This is a genomic window from Lacunimicrobium album (assembly GCF_052161635.1).
Lineage (GTDB): Bacteria > Planctomycetota > Planctomycetia > Planctomycetales > Planctomycetaceae > SXPC01.
On the sequence record NZ_CP197413.1, the window covers coordinates 2662404 to 2679662 of the forward strand.

15 protein-coding genes are annotated in these 17259 nt (G+C 54.4%); 13 read left to right on the forward strand and 2 right to left on the reverse strand.

The features are described 5' to 3' along the window. The first annotated feature begins 89 nt into the window (after positions 1-89). From SH248x_RS10620 to SH248x_RS10645, 6 genes are all read left to right on the forward strand, one after another. Positions 90-1172: a DUF1559 family PulG-like putative transporter gene (locus SH248x_RS10620; protein WP_459558518.1), complete on the forward strand. Its 1083-nt coding sequence runs from the start codon at positions 90-92 to the stop codon at positions 1170-1172. 254 nt (positions 1173-1426) lie between these two features. Continuing rightward, on the forward strand, positions 1427-2518 hold the full coding sequence (locus SH248x_RS10625; protein WP_459558519.1) for a DUF1559 family PulG-like putative transporter: 1092 nt from the start codon (positions 1427-1429) through the stop codon (positions 2516-2518). Between the two features lie 218 nt (positions 2519-2736). Beyond that, on the forward strand, positions 2737-3420 hold the full coding sequence (locus SH248x_RS10630) for a Swt1 family HEPN domain-containing protein (RefSeq protein WP_459558520.1): 684 nt from the start codon (positions 2737-2739) through the stop codon (positions 3418-3420). 206 nt (positions 3421-3626) lie between these two features. Beyond that, on the forward strand, positions 3627-4940 hold the full coding sequence (locus SH248x_RS10635) for a PQQ-binding-like beta-propeller repeat protein (RefSeq protein ID WP_459558521.1): 1314 nt from the start codon (positions 3627-3629) through the stop codon (positions 4938-4940). A 418-nt stretch (positions 4941-5358) separates the two neighbouring features. After that, positions 5359-7959 (forward strand): DNA translocase FtsK, encoded by a 2601-nt coding sequence (locus SH248x_RS10640; protein ID WP_459558522.1) that lies wholly within the window; start codon positions 5359-5361, stop codon positions 7957-7959. A gap of 446 nt (positions 7960-8405) precedes the next feature. Then, positions 8406-8945, forward strand: a complete 540-nt coding sequence (locus SH248x_RS10645; RefSeq protein ID WP_459558523.1) for a peptidylprolyl isomerase — start codon at positions 8406-8408, stop codon at positions 8943-8945. A 116-nt stretch (positions 8946-9061) separates the two neighbouring features. Here SH248x_RS10645 and SH248x_RS10650 read toward each other — a convergent pair whose 3' ends face one another. Next, positions 9062-9565 (reverse strand): MOSC domain-containing protein, encoded by a 504-nt coding sequence (locus tag SH248x_RS10650; RefSeq protein WP_459558524.1) that lies wholly within the window; start codon positions 9563-9565, stop codon positions 9062-9064. Positions 9566-9608: 43 nt separating this feature from the next. Continuing rightward, positions 9609-9881, reverse strand: coding sequence for a hypothetical protein (locus tag SH248x_RS10655; RefSeq protein ID WP_459558525.1), 273 nt, complete (start codon positions 9879-9881; stop codon positions 9609-9611). Positions 9882-10125: 244 nt separating this feature from the next. Here SH248x_RS10655 and mch point away from each other — a divergent pair, with 244 nt between their 5' ends. The 7 genes from mch to gcvPA all read left to right on the forward strand — a co-directional run bounded on the left by mch (position 10126) and on the right by gcvPA (position 17164). Further along, complete coding sequence (gene mch, locus SH248x_RS10660) at positions 10126-11079, forward strand: methenyltetrahydromethanopterin cyclohydrolase (RefSeq protein ID WP_459558526.1); 954 nt, start codon at positions 10126-10128, stop codon at positions 11077-11079. Between the two features lie 201 nt (positions 11080-11280). Further along, complete coding sequence (locus SH248x_RS10665) at positions 11281-12162, forward strand: ATP-grasp domain-containing protein (RefSeq protein WP_459558527.1); 882 nt, start codon at positions 11281-11283, stop codon at positions 12160-12162. A gap of 10 nt (positions 12163-12172) precedes the next feature. After that, on the forward strand, positions 12173-13090 hold the full coding sequence (locus SH248x_RS10670; RefSeq protein ID WP_459558528.1) for an inositol monophosphatase family protein: 918 nt from the start codon (positions 12173-12175) through the stop codon (positions 13088-13090). A 160-nt stretch (positions 13091-13250) separates the two neighbouring features. After that, positions 13251-14411 (forward strand): arsenate reductase/protein-tyrosine-phosphatase family protein, encoded by a 1161-nt coding sequence (locus SH248x_RS10675; RefSeq protein ID WP_459558529.1) that lies wholly within the window; start codon positions 13251-13253, stop codon positions 14409-14411. A 117-nt stretch (positions 14412-14528) separates the two neighbouring features. Further along, positions 14529-14987 (forward strand): RpiB/LacA/LacB family sugar-phosphate isomerase, encoded by a 459-nt coding sequence (gene rpiB / locus SH248x_RS10680; RefSeq protein ID WP_459558530.1) that lies wholly within the window; start codon positions 14529-14531, stop codon positions 14985-14987. 187 nt (positions 14988-15174) lie between these two features. Next, positions 15175-15561 (forward strand): glycine cleavage system protein H, encoded by a 387-nt coding sequence (gene gcvH / locus SH248x_RS10685; RefSeq protein WP_459558531.1) that lies wholly within the window; start codon positions 15175-15177, stop codon positions 15559-15561. Positions 15562-15805: 244 nt separating this feature from the next. After that, entirely contained in the window at positions 15806-17164 is a 1359-nt protein-coding gene (gene gcvPA / locus SH248x_RS10690) for a glycine dehydrogenase (RefSeq protein ID WP_459558532.1), read from the forward strand. Positions 17165-17259 lie beyond the last annotated feature (95 nt).

Below are 17259 nucleotides of genomic sequence, written 5' to 3' on the forward strand. Positions count from 1 at the left end.
AACTGCTCCCGTCTGGCGCTAAAACACACATCGCATATTCGCTCAGCCACTCATCTTCTCTTTCTTTGGTCCCCCGGAAAGGTGCCTCTATGCTCCGTCCCGCGTCTAAAAACGGCTTCACCCTGATTGAGCTGCTGGTGGTTATTGCCATCATCGCGACCCTGGTTGCCATTCTGCTGCCAGCCGTCCAACAAGCTCGCGAAGCCGCTCGCCGCTCAAGCTGCAAAAACAACCTGAAGCAACTCGGTATCGCGCTTCACAACTACCACGATACTTACAACACCCTGCCTCCTGGCACGATCACCAATTTGGCCGCTGGTCCAGTTCCAAACATCGCTTCTTCATGGGGCTGGGGCGCACAAATCCTGCCATTCATGGAACAGCCTGCCCTGTACGATGCAACGCTCGGCGCCAACCTGACCATCATTTTTGCAGCCGGTCAGACAACTCCAACCAATACGCAAAACATGTTGGAATCATCAATCGCAACATACCGCTGCCCATCTGATAACGGTCCACAAACAAGTGGAACCACGACTCAAGGACAGGGCGCCATCAACGGTCGTTATCTGGCAACATCCAACTATGTTGGAAACAACGATCGTGGCGGCGGTGCCTTCGCGACACAAACTGCAGACGTCTTCGAATGGACGAATGCCGCACGCGGTATTTTCTGGGTCAACTCTCGCTGCCGTTTTGCTGACGTTACCGATGGTCTTTCCAATACCATCCTCGTTGGCGAACGTGCCTGGGAAATGAACAACCCTGGCCAGACGAAGCGCCAATGTGATGCAGCCATTATTTTCGGAACAAACACGAACGCAACGATTACGAACCTGGAAGGCGTCTGGGGAACAACCCACACTGTCGCTGACCTCCGAGGCGTATTTGCCAGCGGTCGTGCCCGCATCAATGACAAAAATGACATCACGACCGGCCTTGCGAACACGGCTGGCGGAAACAACGACGCCTGTCAGTACGGTTACTCAAGCCAGCACAAGGGTGGAATGCAAGTCGTCCTGGGTGACGGTGGCGTTCGCTTCATCAGCGAAAACATCTCTCACGAGCCAAACTCACCAGACGGCAACCAAGTCGGACCAACCCCACCACAAATGGGTACATTCGACAAATTGCTGAATCGTCGCGACGGTCAAGTCACCGGCGAATTCTAAGCCAATCAGTCGACAGTTTTCCTAAACTCAAGAGCCGCCTCGGTTTTCACCGAGGCGGCTTTTTTCGTTTTTCGTGAACACTCACTTACATCCTGCCACATATGCGTACTTTTATTTAAATATGTAACACTATTATTGCGAACCTTTTCACAACTTTGTAAGATACCAATGGAGTGCACGTATGTCTTCATTTCGTCGTTTCCATACGAGCAGACAGTTTCAATTTTTTATCCTTTTTGCCATGGGGTACACACATGCGGAGAGCTCAAGCCAGGAAAGCATTTACGCTTATCGAGCTATTGGTAGTCATTGCGATTATCGCAACCTTAGTTGCGATTCTTTTGCCTGCCGTCCAACAGGCGCGTGAAGCTGCGCGTCGATCAAACTGCAAAAATAATCTTAAACAGATTGGGATCGCGTTACACAATTACCATGACACTTACAACACACTGCCACCGGGTTACGTCCGTGACCTGCGTAACGCTTCCTGCTCGGGATCAGGTTACAACTGGAGCTGGAACATGTTGATCCTGCCGTTTGTTGAACAACCAGCGCTTTATGACCTGTTGTCGCCATTCCCAACCATGCAGGACGCTGTTACCAACGCGAATGCTCTCCAACAAATGCAAACTGGAATTGCAGCATTTCGTTGCCCATCGGATACAGCCCCTCAAACAAATGACCAGCTTGCTTTCGGAACAAACCGTTTTCTTGCGACGTCAAACTATGTTGGCAACAACGACCGAAATGGAAACCCATCAAATAATACCGCTACATGGCCGAACACGATTTTCGTCATTGGGAATTCCGCACGTGGTGTCTTCTGGCAGAACTCTCGCTGCCGATTCGCTGACGTCACCGATGGTCTTTCAAACACAATACTGGTTGGTGAACGTTCGTGGGAAATCAATAATCCCGGTCGGCGTAAACGAGTGTGCGGCGCTGCTGTGATGTTTGGAATCAATAACAACTGCGATGGCGATTCTCAAGGTAGCTGGTCTGATCCCACAGTCAGTTCATCGGGTGATCCAGGTTATATTAAAACGTGGGGAGTTCAGGCCTTTTCGAAGATCAATGATCCAAACGAAATGCCGGGAGCGACACCAACGGTCGATAACTACAACTTCACAAATCCTGCAACTTCAAACGCCAACAATAATTACGATGGTTGTCGATTCGGACTTGCAAGCCAGCACAAAGGAGGCGCGCAAGTCGTTTTGGGGGACGGACGTGTCGAATTCATTTCCGAGAATATCAGTCACACGCCCGCGACGATCGATGGAAACAACATGGGAGTTCTCGATAAACTGATGAATCGACGCGACGGCCAAGTGACCGGCTTCTAGTAAAAGCACGGCGATATCAGCTCTTGTTTTTTGAGCCTTGCAATTGGTTTTGCGAGGCTCTTTTCTTTATTTCGACCCGCACAATCCGTACAACCCTCCTAATTTGACATCTTCTCCCGTGAAGAATTCGCAGCAGGCAGGTTTGTTCCGGACTTCAATACACCTCGTTCTTAAGATTGCTGGAGCATCGATCACCATTCGTGCGGGCAGCAGGTTCCATGTCACAACAACCCTATCATGAACAAATCAGTCAATCGTTGAGCCTGTTTTCTGAGGTCGTTGGCCCGGATCTCGAAGGTCGGTTGCGCACGATTTACGGAAGCGATTGGCGGGTCAGGCTGCAGTCCGGCTTTCGCGATCACCGTCGCATGGAAAAGACCGATGGAACGATCGACTGGGATGCTCAGCTGATTCTGACGACCATGTGGGATCACTGGAACGCCTTGTTCAGAAACTCCCTGGGACACTTGGAACGAAGTCTGGTCAGCGAGCTCCGCGAGTTTCGTAACCAGTGGGCACACCAGAAATCGCTCTCTTTCGACGACGCATTCCGCGTCCTGGATAGCATCGAGCGACTCCTAAAGGCCCTCCATCACCACGAGCCTGCCGACGCGATCAGCCAGATGAAAAAAGACATGCTGGCGGCCTCACTGCCGACACCCGTCCCAGCGGTCAACACTTTGCCAGTCACAACGCCACCTATTGTGATCTCGTCTCAACCGGAACGCTTTTCTCCGGTCCAAACGATCCTGATCAGTATCGTCTGCTGCCTGTTTATCCTTGGGCAGATTTATGTTTCCTGGAACACCCGCGGCTGGCTGATGATGGTCGTGACGGTGTTTGTTTTCTCGTTGCTGGTTTTTAACCGAGTCAAATTTCTGATGCGAAAACCGGCCCATTAACTTCGTAGGGTCCGCTGTGCGGACAGTAATGTGCGGTCAATTTTTTAGACACGATCCTTCGAAGTCGAGCAGTTTGATGGTCCGCACAGCGGACCCTACAAGGGAATCGCGGAATCTTCATGAATTGACTGTATGGACTGGCCTGTCTGCGCCGTCTATCCTGAGTAGAGATGCACGGATTCGTGTTGACCCAACAGGAGAGATGGATGTTTCGAAACGCAGCAGTTGTTACGGCGATGTTGTTTGCCAATGTGTGTCTGGCTGAAGACTGGCCTGGGTTCATGGGGCCCAACCGGGATGACCGGTGGACGGAGCAGGGGCTGATTGAGAAGTTTCCTGAAGCTGGGCCGAAGGTGCTTTGGCGTCAGCCAGTGGGCTTGGGATATTCCGGCCCTTCTGTCGTGAACGGGAAGGTCTATGTCTCTGATTACCAGCTGACCTCGGGGGATACGACGCCTGATCCTGGTAAACGCAATCAGCTCGAAGGGACCGAGCGTCTGCAATGTCTGGATGCCAAGACCGGCGTTCCGATCTGGGAATACAAATATCCCTGCACTTACAACATTTCTTATCCCAACGGGCCTCGCGCGACTCCAACGGTTGCTGATGGCAAAGTCATTTTACTGGGTGCCCAGGGACACCTGGCCTGCCTGGATGCTGAGTCTGGCAAGAAGCTGTGGTCGATGGAACTGACTGAGAAATACAAGGCTCCTGTTCCACAATGGGGTTACGCCAGCCATCCACTTGTCTATGAAAACCTTGTGATCACACTCGCAGGAGGGCAGGGGAGTGTGGTTGTCGCTCTCGATATGACGACCGGGAAAGAAGTCTGGAAGGGTCTGACAGCCAGTGAAATCGGCTATGCTCCCCCGGTTCTCACGAAGGCCGCTAATGTTGAACAACTCATTGTCTGGGACGCAGACAATCTCAACAGCCTCAATCCCAAGACCGGCGAAGTCTACTGGACTGAAAAACTGAAACCAGACTACGGTATGTCGATCATGCCGCCGCAGGTCAGCGACGGAAAGTTGTTCGCCAGCGGGATCGGTCCGGTTGGTGCTGTGTTTGAACTCGACCAGGAGAAACCCGGTGCCAAGCGGATCTGGGAAGGGACGACTCAACGCGGTTTGGCTTCTGTCAACAGTGCCCCTGTGATTGTCGATGGCGTGATTTACGGGACCGACTGCAAGCCTGGGATCTTCCGCGGTGTTGACCTGATGACTGGTCAGCGGCTGTGGCAATCAACGGATCCGATCTCGACGGACGGTCGCCCAGCCAACAGCGGGACAGCGTTTGTTGTGAAAGCCGACAAGCACTATTTCATCATGAGTGAGACCGGAAATCTGATCATCGCTGATCTTTCGCGCGAAGGATACAAGGAACTCTCGCGGGCCAAGATCCTTGAACCGACATCAGTTGCCATGAATCGCCCGGTCGTCTGGAGTCACCCGGCGTTTGCTGAGAAATGCTGTTTTGCACGCAATGACAAAGAAATTGTCTGCGTGTCGCTGGCTGAGTAGTTCAACCAGATTAAGAGAGACTGGAACGCAGAGTTCGCGGAGGAGAGCAGAGGACGCTAAGAAGACTGGACCAGTTCAGTCTCTGCGATCTCTGCTTCACTCTGTTTCCTCTGCGTTCCAGTCTTCTTCTGTTTTGGGCCACGCTTGAGACATTTGTTGACAATTTCGGCTCGCCGGGACAGATTGCGGGGTCGTGATCGATTCCTACGGACTTTACCTGAAGGGAAAACTCCGACACGGCTTCGCTAGTTTCGCTAAACGGTACGACCGGTAAGAGGGGGTGGAGGGGGAAGCCAAAATCAGGGCGGACCGGAGAAAAATCCGGCGCGGTTTCAGGGGTGTGCTAGGTTTGCCATGAAGGAACATGCCGGAGTGTGTTCCACTTTTGTCGACCAACAACCCCTCGATTGGTCTTCCCATGTTAGATGCCGCACGGTTGCGAACTGATTTACTCGCGCTTCTGCTTTTGGCAGGATCGTTTTTCGCAGCGATGTCGATCGCGAGCTACAACCCCGCTGATCCGCCTGCGCCGATCGTCTATCCTGCCCAGACGGAAATTCATAACTGGTGCGGCGAAGTCGGCAGCCAGTTTGCTTCCAAGCTCATTTCGTTCTTTGGCGTTGGTAGCCTGTGGGTTCTCGCAGGTCTAGTCATTTTTGATCTTCAACTGCTGTCAACCACGCATCTCAAAGATCCGCTCACCCGCATGCTCGGCTGGGCCATCTCGACGGTTGCCTTTGCGACTTTGTGCCAACTGGCTGCTCCTGGTCTGGCGGTCATTCCCTGCATCTACGGCTCAGGAGGGTACGTGGGGAATGTCGTAACGACATTGCTGACACGTGAGTTCTCGACGATGGGGTCGTACATTGTCGTTGTGACTTCGATGCTGGCTGGCTTGCTGATGGCAACCGATCGACTGATCTGGTCGCTGCTGCACTTCGTCCTGACTTCGCCCTTGATGTTGCTGCGACGAACGGCTCGTGCCTGTTATCAGGATCTCTCCAGTGAGTTCGCGACGGCTTCTGCGGCAGTTGTGAAAGAAGAGCCACGCAAAGTCACGATCACCCCTGCAATCACTCGTCTGCTGGAAGCACCAGTCGTCGAAGTCGCGTCGGAAGCAGACGTTCCTGCGATCGATGAAGAAGCGGAACTCGCTCAGTATGAACTGGTTTCTGCTGCTCAGTTGAAGGCTGACCTCAATCGTGCCCTCAGTGAGAAAACGATTGAACCAGAACTCGCAGCCAAAATCGAAGCCGTCATCGAAGAGATGGATGACGACGTTGATCCAATTGTCGAAGCTGCTCTGAATGATTTCGATGACGCAGCCGAGATTGCTGTCATCGAAGCCAAAGTCGCTGCACTGGAAGCGGACGACGAGGATGACGTGGTGGCTGAAGAAGTCGTCGCGACTCCGCACTTCAAGGTCAATCCACCGATTGCTCAAGTCACAGCCAAGAAGAACGCCAACCCTGTGCCGAACGGCGGCAGCCTGTATGGATCTTCGAATCCCAACAGCGGCAAGCCTTACGTCATGCCCTCGGTCCAACTGCTCGACGAAGCGGAAGACTTCCCGTACGAACTGCTGGCAGAGAAGGCACAGTCTGTCGCGCTCGTTCTCGAGAAGACATTCCAGCAGTTCGGCTTGAAGGTCAAAGTCACCGAAGTCGATACCGGTCCGGTCGTGACTCAGTACGAGCTCGATCTGGAACCTGGTCTGCGCGTGAACAAAGTCACTGCCCTCGCGGATGATATTGCGATCGCGTTGCGAGTTCCTTCTGTTCGCGTTGTCTCGCCGATCCCTGGTAAGAATACCGTCGGCGTCGAAGTACCGAACGAAAAGCAGGTCATGGTCCGCCTGCGTGAGCTGATCGAAGGGACGACGGAAGCAACTGCCAAGATGCGTCTGCCGATCTTCCTCGGCAAGGACGTCAGTGGCCGCGGTCTGGCTGTCGACCTCGCGAAGATGCCTCACTTACTGATCGCGGGTCGTACCGGAACGGGTAAGTCAGTCTGTTTGAATACTCTGATCCTTTCCCTGCTGATGACTCGTCGTCCAGACCAAGTCAAGATGCTGATGATCGATCCAAAGATGGTCGAGCTCAGCCCGTATATGCGAATTCCTCACCTGATGCACCCCGTCATCACCGACATGAAAAAGGCAGAGGCTGTCCTCGGCTGGGCGGTCGAGAAGATGGAAGAGCGTTACGGTCTGCTGGCTCGCTGCGGCGTGCGTCACCTGGATGGTTACAACCAACTTGGGCGTGAAGAGATTCTCAAGCGTCTCGACATGGATCCAGACTGCGAAGAAGCCAACGAGATCCCCGAACATATGCCGTACATCGTCATCATCGCTGATGAGATGGCCGACATGATGATGACCTCGGGGAAAGATGTTGAAGCCCACATCATTCGTCTGGCTCAGAAGTCACGTGCGGTCGGGATTCACCTGGTCCTCGCGACTCAAAAGCCAACGGTCGATGTCATCACCGGTCTGATCAAATCGAACCTGCCGGCACGTGTTTCGTTCCAGGTTTCCAGCCGCACAGACAGCCGCGTTGTTCTCGATGAAATGGGAGCCGAGCGTCTTCTGGGATGTGGAGACATGCTGTACCTGGCTCCGGGAACAAGCAGCCTGATGCGTGCTCAAGGAACCTATGTCAGCGATGAAGAGGTCAACACGATCATCCGCGCCTTGCGTCACTACGAACCGGAATACAGTCCGGAACTGGTTCGACTCAAAGCCGCGGGGACTCCTGGCAAGGGTGGGATCGAAGCGATGAAAGAACGCGATGAGCTGTATGAACAAGCCATCGAGTGCGTCATCCGTGAACGACGTGGGTCGGTCTCTCTGTTGCAGCGATGCCTGGGGATCGGTTATGGTCGCGCTGCTCGACTGGTTGATTACATGGCAGAAGATGGCATCGTCGGCGACTACAACGGCTCGAAGGTTCGCGAAGTGCTCTACACGATGGAGCAATGGGAAGATGTCAAAGCAGGTGCGGAAACCGCGGATGTTTAATCATGACAGGGCCGGTGAAATGATCACCGGCCCTGTTCATTTTTGATCGCTCATCGTGCATCAAAAGTGATCACGCGTTGTCACAGGCAGATCAATTTTGCACGCCATTACAAGCGTCTCTTTTGACCTTCGCGAGAGTTCTATTCGAAAGTCTAAATAGTCCTAAAAGTGACGGGCTGCTAGATTGACTTCGGGCTGCTGATCAGGGATGCTGTCGACGGGCATGGATACCCCGACACGGACTGTCAAACGCCTGCAGGCTTTTTCTTTCACCTATCGTTCGCGGAGCATTGCTTCGCGGTTTTCGATCGATACTGATCACGATCGACACAGGATCAATAAACGAAGCTGGTTGCCTCGATCGCGCGGTGGCTGGCTTCGTTTTCTGTCTTTGTGGACGAGCTGATCGCCACCCGCGTTCGCTTATTTGCGCACTGGAAAACATCATGCTGAAGAATCGAAAAGCTGAAGTCGATGCTGCCATTAAAGACGTCGATTTCACCAAGAACAATTATCAGATCGAGTTCACCACGAGTATGGGACCGATCCTTGTTGACGTGTGGTCAGACGTGGCTCCTGGTCACGCCAAGAACGTCATCGGGCTGACCAAAATCGGCTTTTATGATGGCATCATTGCTCACCGCATCATCGAAGGTTTCGTCGTCCAAATCGGCTGCCCGCTGGGCAACGGAACCGGCGGTCCTGGTTATACGATCCCTGCAGAATTCAACGAGAAAAAGCACACGGCTGGCGTCGTCTCGATGGCGCGAACCAGCGATCCAAACTCTGCCGGGTCGCAGTTCTTCCTCTGCCTGGGCACCGTCCCGCACCTCGACCGCCAGTACACGGCCTTCGGTAAAGTCGCTGACGAACCAAGCATGAAAGTGCTGATGGAAATGGGCAGCGTGAAGACCAACGCCAATGACAAGCCACTCAAAGATGTCGTTGTGCAATCAGCTCATGTGATTGAGACACCGAAAGCGTAGTTGAAATTACCTAGCTGCTCCGTATTGTGTGTGCCACGGCTGTGTCAGCCGTGCCAACTATGCAGCTAAACGACAATCGCTCACGGCCGACACGGCCGTGGCACACGCTTCTTCAATCATTTCAATAGAGGCGACTCCAGTGCGATAAACCGCACCGGGTCGCCTTTTTTAATGACGCCTGCCTGAATCACTTTCGCCGTGATTCCACCATGCCCGCGCATAGCGTTGTAGCCGCCGGGGCCGAGGTTCTCTTCCATGCGAGAACAGGGTTCGCAGGGGCCTGTTCCCTGGAGGACGACGTCGCCGATCTGGAACGTCGCGTTCTTAAGAGCCAGTAGATTAATTCCAGAAATGGCGAGGTTTCTTCTGAGCAGTCCGGGATCGACGTTCTCTCGTTTCATGATCGAGGCGACCGTGGCTAGATGCTCCCATTGAATAATCGTGACTTCCCGCTTCGAAGCACGTCGCTTGGCATGATGCTCGCCAACAATGCCTTTGCCCACGGCGAGTTCTGCTGAGTCTGGCGCGGTTAGTGGTTCCAGCCGAGCGGAAGCCAATCCGATCCACTCAAGTCGGCCAACCTGAGGAATGGTTTCGAGCAGTTCAGACAATATTTTCATGGCGAAATTATCTCACGACACCAATCGTCATCGACGGGCAAACCTACGTAAACCGCTCCGCGGTTTCATCCGGCGGTAATAGATGCGTGACGAGGAAATCGCCGAAGTCGATCAGTTGGACGAAGCAGGGGGCGCGTTCGAGGCTGTATGCTCTGGGCTGGCTGAGGTGGTATGTTCGCAACGACGACGGACCGCCATGAGCGTAGTAGAGATGCTGGCAGCGTGGACACAATCGATGCCCCGGCACGGACCGATCTGCAGGCAGCTGGTGCGTCAGGCAAAGAGAGTCAGCAATGGTAAAAGTAGTTGTCGACATGACTCTATCTTGATGAACCCGATGCCGATGAGTCCAGTCTGTTCTGAAAATCCTGATCAATACGACATCGAGGGGTCGCGATGCGAGCGTTCGTTGACGAAATGCAACGCCTGCCTTGCGACAGATTGCGGGATGCTTTTTAATAGTTGCACAGGCAGCCTCAGACCAGCTTGCCTGAAGGCTCGCAGGAACTGTGAGCAACGCCTTTCACGGATGAACCTTCACCAGAGAGTCGAGATCCCGGATGTCAATTTTGCTGAACCCGCGCGCGTGGGATCTGGTGGATCACGTTCTCAAGACTGCCTCTGACTACCGTATCGAGTCTCATGAACTCAAATGCGGGGCACGCGTCGTCGACTTTGGCGTGAACACCAAAGGAAGTCTCAATGCAGGACTGCGTCTGGCAGAGGTCTGTACCTCGGGACTGATGGAGATCTCGGTCGAGATGGGCCAACTGGCAGGTCGCGGCTGGCCGATGGTTCAAGTCCGCACGGATCACCCGGTCGAAGCCTGTCTGTTCAGCCAGTATGCGGGCTGGCGGATCGAAGCAGGCAAGTTCTTCGCGATGGGTTCCGGCCCGATGCGAGCAACCGCGGCTCAGGAAGACCTTTTCAAGATCCTCGACTACAAAGAGAACTTCTACTGTGCCGTCGGCGTTCTCGAAACGCGACAACTTCCTGATTGTGAAGTCGTCGCACAGATCGCACAGAAAGCCAACATTGAGCCACGCAACCTCATGCTGCTCGTCGCCCCGACCGCGAGTATTGCAGGCAATCTGCAGATTGTTGCCCGGTCGGTGGAAACCGCGATGCATAAGCTGTTCACCCTCGGTTTTGATGTGACCAAAGTCATCGCGGGCATCGGGAGTGCCCCGTTACCGCCGATTGCCAAGGACGATCTGGCAGCGATCGGACGGACTAACGACGCCATCCTCTACGGCGGCCATGTCCATCTCATCGTCGAAGCAGACGATGCAGAGCTGTCTGAGTTGATCACGAAAGTTCCCTCGGGCTCATCGTCACACGCCGGCCGGCCGTTCATCGAAGTCTTCAAAGACGCCAAGTACGACTTCTACGCTCTCGACCCCATGCTCTTCAGTCCGGCCTCGATCACGATTGAGAACACAACCTCCGGCAAGGTTCACACTGCGGGGATGGTGAACCATGACGTGTTGAAAGCATCGTTTGGACTGGATTAGGACTGGAACGCATTGGAGAGACCACTCTGGGTGCCACTGGCTGTGCCAGTGCCCATTCGGATAGGATGCTGAAGGCGAGTTAATTTTCATTCCTCAATGATGGAATGCAGAGTGTTTCGGATTGGACGCGATTCGCAATCTGCAGAGCACTGGCATAGCCAGTGGCACCCTTCGCGTTCTGCGTTCAATAAGGCTGTTCCCGTGTCTGTACTCATCCTCGGCGATCCACAGGGCTGGTATGTGCGAGAACTGCTGGCTTCGGCGGCGGGGTTGAGCATCGAGGCAAGGGCGATGCCGTTTGAGAAGTTGTCAGGGTGTGTCGACGGGCGGACGCTAACCTTGAACGGCGCGGAGGGGGAATCACTGGAAAACATCCGCACGGTTGTAGTGCGATCGATGCCTCCCGGGTCGCTGGAACAGGTGGTCTTTCGGATGGACCTGCTGTGGAGTTGGGAGCAGGCCGGGATTGAAGTCATCAACAGCCCCAAAGCTCTCGAGTGTGCGATCGACAAATATCTGACACTCGTGCGGCTGCAAAGAGCAGGGGTGTCGGTGCCGCGGACGATCGTCTCGGAAACGACCGACGCGGCGATGAATGGTTTTCAAAGTCTCGGCGGCGATGTCGTCGTCAAGCCGATCTTCGGAGCTGAGGGGCGCGGGATCACGCGACTGAATGATCCCGATCTGGCCTGGCGAGTCTTCAAAACACTCGAGCAGACGCGACAAGTTATTTACCAGCAGGAATTCCTCGACCACGGCGGGTCCGACATCCGCATCCTGCTGCTTAATGGCGTCGTTCTCGGCGCGATGAAACGAGTCAATCCGCTCGACTTCCGCACGAATCTGGCTCGCTCCGCTCATCCGCTCGTCTATGTCCCTAGCGACGAGGAAGTCGACTTGGCCCGTCGAGCCGCCCAGGCAGTGGGGGCGAGATTCGCTGGGATCGACCTCATCCGGACCCGATCCAACGATCTCTTCGCCATCGAAGTCAACGGCGTCCCAGGATGGAAGGGACTGCAGCAAACGACTACGATCCGTATCGCAGACGCCTTCTGGCGAACCATTCTTCCTCAATCGCATTGACTGACTCATCATGATCAACACCATCATCGCTGATATCTCTGCCAAGATGCCCTCGGTCATTCGCTGGGCCGGGGCGATCGCGAGTGAGCTGCGCAAACACAACGTTTCGCTGACCAACAAATCCAGCGGCTACGCGACCACCGATGCCCTCACGCTGGCTGACCTGACTGTCCAGGAACTCGTCGTCGCGGCTCTTCGCGATCATGTCCCGTCCAGCCGACAGTTGCGGATCGAAGCCGAGGAAGCCAACGGGGCTCTGACCGCGTTCGCTACGGAAAGTGAATATGTCATCGCGCTCGATCCGATCGATGGGACCAAGCAATTTCGTGATCACTCGGGCGATGGGTGGGCGATCATGCTGCACATCCGCAATGTGACGTCTGTCATTTACTCGCTGGTTCTCACGCCGGCGATGGGAGAGCAGGGGACTTGGCTGGAAGCAGGCCCCAACGGCATTCGCTGTGGCCTGGATGACTGGTCACGCTCGGCAGAGGAGGTGATCGCGAGCTTTCCGGTCGTCACGAAGGAAAACATCGCCGCCTCTGAAAACATCTACATGATCAATTTCATGAAGGACGATCCGATCAAAGCCTCCCTCGTCAACGAGACTGGTCTAAAAGCTTTCCTGCCAGATGACATGCCAGGCAGCATTTACCCCTTGATGGCTCAGGGACGTTTCGGCGGTTCGTTGATCCATACTCCGAACATTTACGATTACCCGGTCTCGCTGCATCTTGCTCGCCTGCTGGGTGGGGAGTCGGTCTGGGTTCACAATGGGGAACCTGTGAACTTCAGGACGACCTGGATGGACGAGCGTGCAGGAATGTTGCGACTTCCTGGCGTGATTGCCACTGCAATCAACAAGGAACATCTTGATAAACTCGTTCGTGTTGCGAAAGATTGGGATCAACGTCGTTACCGAGATTGAGATCCCTGTCGCGACGTGCCTTCTCAAATCAAGAAATGCGCTACGTATCGCGAGATTTTGGCGAAGGGATTTGGTGTCACACGCGTTTCGTTGGTAGAATCCCGATCTGGACGTAACTGACGCTGCCCCTTTCACCTTCGTTCAAGAGAGCACCCTGTCTGTGCCGACAGTCACCAAACTGAACCGTGGCCAGTCCATGCAGGAGCTGGCACATGAAGTCGTCGCTCAGCTTGAGAGCGGGGGAGTGGTCGCTGTTCCGACGGAATGGTCGTATGCCCTGTTTGCGTCTGCCATTGATCCGCTTGCTGTCCAGAAAATGATGGATTTCGAGGCCTTATGTGCCTCCGGAGCGGTCGACGAAGACTGGCATACTTCTTCCCTGTGTTTGGTGGAAGGTGGCCAGGTGCAAGACTATGCGTCGACTATGACTCCCTTCATGCAGCGATTCCTGGAGCGTTGCTGGCCTGGTCCGATTGATGTCTTTGTCCCGGCTAACGAATCCGAAAACGGGAATTTGCTGTCGGTTCTGCCGGAAATCACCCGCGAATTCATTTCTGCACCCGGCGGACGCATCCATTGCTCGTGTCCTTCGCATCCTTTTGTCCGGGAAATCGTGACTCAAGCCGAGTTCCCGCTGATTCAATTAGCTCCTGGAATCTGCTCAACCGGACGTACTGCATCAGAAATCATTGATATTAACCATGGGGTCCTTGAACAGACGAGCATGATCGTCGATGATGGACCCACGCGATATCATCAGCCAGCCACCCATGTGACTCTGGACGGCGACAGCTGGGGCATGTTGTCCTCCGGGCTGGTTCACGAGACGACGATCAAGCGCATGCTCAATCAAATGATTCTGTTTGTCTGCACGGGAAATACGTGCCGCAGTCCGATGGCCGAAGGGGTCTGTCGGTCGCTTTTAGCACGTCGATTGAAATGCAGTACGGACGAACTGATTGACCGCGGGTTCAATGTCCTCTCAGCGGGGATCTCTGCTGTTGAAGGTCAGACAGCGACTGCTCATGCGGTCGAGCTGCTGCTTTCCAGGGGGATTGACCTGACGACTCACTTTTCACGCCAGATCAGTCACGAAATGCTCGCGCAGCCGGATTTCATCTTCACGATGACTCAAGGACACCGTCAGGCCCTTCTTTCGGTAGTGCCAGAACTGGCTGGTCGAGTCGACCTACTTAGCCCAGACCACGAAGACATCATCGATCCGTATGGGGGTTCCCAGGCAGACTATCAGCAGTGTTTACAACTCATTGAATCTGCACTACAACGACGGATCGACCAGTTCCTGTTGCAGGCCACATAAGTCGACCTGTCAGATCTCCTGTCTTGCCGCTGGCTGACTTCTGCGAAACGAATTCGCCAGCAACTTCAGTTTCTCAGCCACTTTCGATATCAAGTCACGATCAAGCCGACCACTACTATGAAATTTGCCATTGCCAGCGACCATCGCGGCGTGAAGCTCAAATCTCGACTCGTTCAGCTGTTGTCTGACCACGGACACGATGTTCAGGATTTTGGCCCGTCCAGCGAAGAGAGCGTCGATTATCCAGACTTCGCCGTCAAAGTCTCGAAAGCCGTCTCCTGCAAGGGAGCCGAGCGCGGCATTCTGATTTGCGGGACTGGCCTGGGAATGTGCATCACGGCCAATAAGTTCCGCGGCGTCCGCGCTGCGTTGTGTTTTGACGAAGTGACCGCAGAGATGAGCCGTCGTCATAACGACGCCAACGTCCTGTGCATGTCCGCAGATCTGATTAGCGAACAATTGATTGCCCGCATCACGGAAATTTTTGCTCAGACTGAATTCGAAGGTGGACGCCACGCGCGACGGATCGAAAAAATTGCAGATGTCGAATCATCGAGCGACTGCTGCGGCAGCTGAAATGACAGCCTGTCTCGATTGATTTACTCCGATCACCACAATACCCTTAGGCTAATGGTCACCGGCGTCCTCAAGACGATCCGGTGAAATACCAGCTGGGGCGGCTTTATTTCGGTCTCGCGAGCTGCCTGACTGCTTTCCTATCTGGTATTTGTCGTTTTACACTCTTAGATCGGACCATCCTCTCATGGATCAATCGAAGCTCAAATATCTTCCTTCGCATGAATGGGCATTCGTCGAGGGAGACACCGCGACGATCGGCATCAGCGATTTTGCGGTGGCTGAGCTGACCGACCTGGTTTTCATCCAGCTGCCTGAAGTTGGTCGCGACCTGAAAAAAGGCGAGACGTTCGGCGAAGTTGAAAGCGTGAAAGCCGTCAGCGACTTGTATGCTCCAGTCTCTGGCAAGGTGGTGGAAGTCAACGCTCCACTGGCTGACAAACTGACCTGGTTGTCCGAAGATCCTTATACCAAGGGTTGGATGATCAAGGTCAAGCTCTCCAACCCGAGTGAGACGGACTCACTCATGGATGCCAACGCCTACGAAACTCACAAGGCGGATGGCGGTCACTAAAAACAACTGACATCTCAGACTGGCCCCGGATGATTTCATCCGGGGCTGTTTGCGTGATAGACCTCGATCTTTACATGTCAGTGACAAAATCAAGGCATGCGGGCTGAACCACTGCCTGAAAGTTAAAGACTCTCACCAATTTCGGTTTCCAAGGCTTACCGCTTGGCGGAACCGCTTTTTTCTCACCTTCAAGACTTCCAGACGTTCATCGCCCGGACAGTCACTATCGCGACAAGGATCCCGCGTGAGCTACCTGATTAACACGGTCGAGCAGCAGGAAGAAATGCTGAAGACCATTGGCGTTTCTTCGATCGATGATCTGTTCGAATCGATTCCAGCCCATCTCCGCTTCAAAGGCCGCCTCAATCTGCCTGAAGCGATGGAAGAAATGGAGCTCGACCAGTACACCTCGAAACTGGCTGCCAAGAATACCGGCCTGGCTTCCGGTGTCTGCTTCCTGGGCGGCGGGGCTTACGATCACTTCATCCCGGCTGTTGTCGATGAAATCGCTGGCCGTGGCGAGTACTACACCGCTTACACGCCCTATCAGGCGGAAGCCAGCCAAGGGCTGCTGCAGGTCTTCTTCGAATATCAGTCGATGATGTGCAGACTGACCGACATGGATGCCTGCAATGCCAGCCTTTACGAAGGGGGCACCAGCCTCGTCGAAGCGGCGTTCATGGCGATGCGAGTGACAGATCGCAATCACAAGGTCGCGATCCTGGGTTCGGTTCATCCGGAGTACCGAGCGGTCCTCGATACTTACTGCGAACAACTCAACATCGAGATCGTGACGATCCCGACTCCCAACGGCTACGCTGATCCGGAACTCGTCAGGAAAGCTCTGGACGACAAAACGGCCTGCCTGCTGATCCAACACCCGAACTTCTATGGCTGTGTGGAAGAGGTACAGGACTGTATCGCGGCTGCGAAAGCAGTTGGCGCATTGTCCGTCGTTTCGTTCGACCCGATCAGCCTGGGGATTTTGAAGACACCGGGTGAACTCGGTGCAGACATCGCGGTTGCGGAAGGGCAGTCGATGGGCGTGCCGCTGCAATACGGCGGGCCGTATCTGGGTGTCATGACCTGTCGCAATGAATTCCTTCGCAAGATGCCAGGTCGTATCATCGGGACGACGAGTGATCGCCTGGGACGCATGTGTTACACCCTGAATCTTCAGACACGTGAGCAACACATTCGCCGCGATAAGGCAACCAGTAACATCTGCACCAACCAAGGCCTGCTGGCGATCCGTGCGACGATTTATCTGAGCTGCCTGGGTCCACAAGGTCTCAAAGAAACCGCTGATCTGTGTCACCGCAAAGCGGCTTATGCGGCTGATTCTCTCCAGAAGGCGGGTTACAAACTCAGCTACGACCGCCCGTTCTTCAAAGAATTCGTCATCGAGACGAAGACCTCCGCGAAGGCACTCCAATCCAAGCTGGCAGCTGACGGCTTGATGGTGGGGCCTCGCTTTGGGCAGTTCAAGAATTTGCCCGAGTCGTCGGTCAGTGATCGTCAGCTCGTCATCGCCGTCACGGAAAAACGAACCAAGGAAGAAATCGATTCGCTGGTCAAGCAACTGGCGTCCCAGGACCGTTAGTTTCCCGTTAGCGAATCGAACGCGTTCTTTCCCCCGACCATTCTGCGATTCCCGGTGAGCTGCCAAACAGTGCAGCCACCTTATAAGAGATAAGA